The organism is Pseudomonas sp. PS01299 (assembly GCF_029960145.1).
In the GTDB taxonomy this organism is placed as follows: domain Bacteria; phylum Pseudomonadota; class Gammaproteobacteria; order Pseudomonadales; family Pseudomonadaceae; genus Aquipseudomonas; species Aquipseudomonas putida_A.
This window is the reverse complement of sequence record NZ_JASCPO010000371.1, coordinates 1-3,689: the sequence shown is the minus strand read 5'-3', so window position 1 is coordinate 3,689 and position 3,689 is coordinate 1. Positions and strand designations below refer to the sequence as shown.

Annotated in this window: 2 protein-coding genes; one reads left to right on the top strand and one right to left on the bottom strand. The window is 59.3% G+C overall.

Translation table 11 applies throughout. From position 1 onward, the window contains the following. Positions 1 to 74 precede the first annotated feature (74 nt). On the bottom strand, positions 75 to 1,514 hold the full coding sequence (gene hydA / locus QMX91_RS29805) for a dihydropyrimidinase (protein WP_202370759.1): 1,440 nt from the start codon (positions 1,512 to 1,514) through the stop codon (positions 75 to 77). A gap of 623 nt (positions 1,515 to 2,137) precedes the next feature. Between hydA and QMX91_RS29800 the strand changes: the two genes are divergently transcribed. After that, entirely contained in the window at positions 2,138 to 3,622 is a 1,485-nt protein-coding gene (locus QMX91_RS29800; protein WP_134786072.1) for an NCS1 family nucleobase:cation symporter-1, read from the top strand. Positions 3,623 to 3,689: the final 67 nt, after the last annotated feature.

The window sequence follows — 3,689 nt, the reverse complement described above, 5'->3', positions numbered from 1 at the left end:
AGCTCGCTCCCACATTTTGGAATGCGTACACCCTGTGGGAGCGAGCTTGCTCGCGAAGGCCGAAGGCCTGGATTTCAGCGTTTCACCGCCGTCGGCTTGTGCAACTCAGCCCGCTTGCTCAGCAAATCAAACACCGCCGGATACGGCGGCCGTTCGATATACCGCCCGGCCCCACGCTCGGCGCGCAGGTCGCCGTCGGCCCAGACCACTTTGCCTTGGCTGACGGTATGGCTCGGCACGCCGCGCACGGTCTTGCCTTCGAAGATGTTGAAATCCACCTGCTGATGGTGGGTCTTGGCGGAGATGGTGCGGGTGCCTTGCGGGTCCCACAGCACCAGGTCGGCATCGGCGCCGACGCGGATCGCGCCTTTGCGCGGGTAGAGGTTGAAGATTTTCGCGGTGTTGGTGGAGGTGAGGGCGACGAAGTCCTGCATCGACAAACGTCCGCTGTTGACCCCTTCATCCCACAGCACCGCCATGCGGTCTTCGATGCCGGCGGTGCCATTGGGGATCTTGCTGAAGTCGTCGCGTCCGGCGGCTTTTTGCTCGGCGCAGAAGCAGCAATGGTCGGTGGCGGTGGTGTGCAGATTGCCGCTTTGCAGACCGTGCCACAGCGCTTCCTGATGGCCGCGCGGGCGGAACGGCGGGCTCATCACGTAACCGGCGGCGGTCTGCCAGTCCGGGTGCTGGTAGACACTGTCGTCGAGCAGCAGATGCCCGGCCAGCACCTCGCCGTACACCGGTTGACCCTTGCTGCGGGCGTAGGTGATTTCGTCCAGCGCTTCCTTGGTGGAAACGTGCACCAGATACAACGGCGTGCCGATGGTCTCGGCAATACGGATCGCCCGGCTCGCCGCTTCGCCTTCCACCTGCGATGGCCGCGACAGTGGATGCGCTTCCGGTCCGGTGATGCCCTGGGCCATCAACTTGCGTTGCAGGTGATAGACCAGTTCACCGTTTTCCGCATGCACGGTCGGCACCGCGCCGAGTTCCAGGCAGCGTTCGAAACTTGCCACCAGCGTGTCGTCGGCGGCCATGATCGCGTTCTTGTAGGCCATGAAATGCTTGAAGCTGTTGATCCCGTGATGGCTGACCAGCTCGGCCATTTCCTCACGCACTTGCTCGCTCCACCAGGTGATCGCGACGTGGAAGCCATAGTCCGATGCCGACTTCTCGGCCCAGCCGCGCCACTGATGAAACGCTTCCATCAACGACTGCTGTGGATTGGGAATCACGAAGTCGATGATCGAGGTAGTGCCGCCGGCCAGACCTGCAGCGGTGCCGCTGTAGAAGTCTTCGCTGGCCACGGTGCCCATGAAAGGCAGTTGCATGTGAGTGTGTGGGTCGATGCCGCCGGGCATCAGGTATTGGCCGCTGCCGTCGAGCACTTCGGCGCCGGCGGGAACATCCAGGTTCTGACCAATGGCTTTGATCACGCCGTCGGCGCAATAGACGTCGGCGCGATAACTTTCATCATGGGTAACAACGGTGGCGCCACGGATCAACAGAGACATTCCGAGTTCCTCGCAGGCATGACCGACTTGTGCCGGTTCTAAATGTTTTATTGATGTACAACGCTGATCGGCGTATTCCTGTCAGCGCTGTCAGGAATAGAAGCTAGTCGCAGTTTTGCAATTGATCAAGATTATTTTTTATAAGCTTATTGCTGTTTTAAGTGTATGAAACATAACGATAAAAAACGCAAATCACCAAAATGGTGAGGCTGTTCACCATTTTGACGCACTTGACAGGATGGAAATATGAGCAAGATTTCCTATGTGAAATCAGCCGCTTGAAGTTGAGCTGCGGTTGAGCGCCCGTGATGAAAAAAAGTGCAGTGCACCAGATTGAGTCCTGACAGTTCGAACAACTTGGCAAACGTTTGGCCTGAGCGTGCAGACAAGTTTTCGCGGACTCTTTCGGTGAATAATTAAAACCCAGCAATATCAGAAAGTTGCAATGTGTTTGAACCACCGCCTAGGCGTCAGATGGAGTACCCGGCACGTTTATTGATGCCGCCGCTGACACCATGGCCGGTACACGAAAGTTGTCAGTTCCTCCGGCCATCGTCCGGCTCGCACCCCGTGTGCAGCCGCCTGATGAGCAAAAAAATAATCAGAAGAACAGTGGAGCGGCCATGCAACAGAACAGATCGCAAGTGACCGAGCGCGACGGCTTGTTCGAACTCGAAGCCGGCAGTGACGTCCTCGACAGTCCCCGTTACAACCACGACATGGCACCGACCAAGGTGCGCGAACGAACCTGGAATAAATGGCACATCACCGCGCTGTGGGTCGGCATGTCGGTGTGCGTGCCGACTTACACCCTCGGCGGCGTACTTACCGCGTATTTCGGCCTGACCGTCGGCGAAGCGCTGATGGCGATTCTGCTGGCCAACGTCATCGTGCTGATCCCGTTGACCCTCAATGCTTTCCCCGGCACCAAGTACGGCATTCCATTCCCGGTGCTGCTGCGCTCGTCGTTCGGCGTGCTTGGCTCCAACGTGCCGTGCCTGATTCGTGCGCTGGTGGCGTGTGGCTGGTTCGGCATTCAGACCATGTTCGGCGGGCTGGCGATTCACCTGTTTCTCGGCTCGATCTTCGACGGCTGGAAGTCACTCGGTGGAACAGGGGAGGTGATCGGCTTCATGATCTTCTGGTCGCTGAATCTGTGGGTGGTGATCCGCGGGGCCGAGTCGATCAAGTGGCTTGAAACCCTGTCCGCGCCGTTGCTGGTGGCGGTCGGCATCGGCCTGCTGATGTGGGCGATGCCCAATGTGTCGATGACCGAGCTGCTGGCGATTCCACCCAAGCGTCCTGAGGGCGCGAGCGTGGTCAGTTACTTCGCCGCCGGGCTGACGGCGATGGTCGGCTTCTGGGCCACGCTGTCGCTGAACATTCCTGACTTCAGCCGTTACGCCAAGAGCCAGAAGGACCAGATCCTCGGGCAGATTTTCGGTCTGCCGCTGACCATGTTCCTGTTCGCTTCGCTGGGTGTGGTGATGACTGCCGCGTCGGTGAAACTGGTCGGCGTGACGGTGTCCGACCCGGTGAGCCTGATCGGCCATATCCAGAGCCCGCTGTGGGTGGCGGTGGCCATGGCACTGATCATCATCGCCACGCTGTCGACCAATACCGCAGCGAACATTGTCTCGCCGACCAACGACTTCCAGAACATCGCGCCCAAGGTGATCAACCGCACCAAAGCCGTGTTGCTCACCGGCTTCGTCGGGCTGGCGCTGATGGCCCACGAGCTGCTGAAAAAGCTCGGGCTGATCGTTTCCGATGTCAGCCTGGAAACCGTGTATTCCAACTGGCTGCTGGGCTATTCGAGCCTGCTCGGGCCGATCGCCGGGATCATGGTGGTGGACTATTTCCTGATCAAGAAACAGCAGCTGGACCTGGCCGGGCTTTATCGCGACGACGTCTATCCGGCGTGGAACTGGGCCGGGTTTACCGCGTTTGGCGTGCCGGTGGTGCTGACCTTGCTGTCGCTGGGCAGCGATGCGTTCAGCTGGTTTTACAGCTATGGCTGGTTTACCGGTTCGGCGCTGGGTGGGGTGATTTATTACGGGTTGTGTTCGATGCGAAGCAGCCCCTCTGTTGTGAAATCTTCGGTGTGAGGAATGGCCCCTTCGCGAGCAAGCCCGCTCCCACAGGGTGAACGCATTCCAAATGTGGGAGCGGGCT

Excerpts from the sequence above, each read along its gene's own strand:
- hydA (WP_202370759.1), bottom strand. The coding sequence starts at position 1,514 with ATGTCTCTGTTGATCCGTGGCGCCACCGTTGTTACCCATGATGAAAGT.
- QMX91_RS29800 (WP_134786072.1), top strand. The coding sequence starts at position 2,138 with ATGCAACAGAACAGATCGCAAGTGACCGAGCGCGACGGCTTGTTCGAA.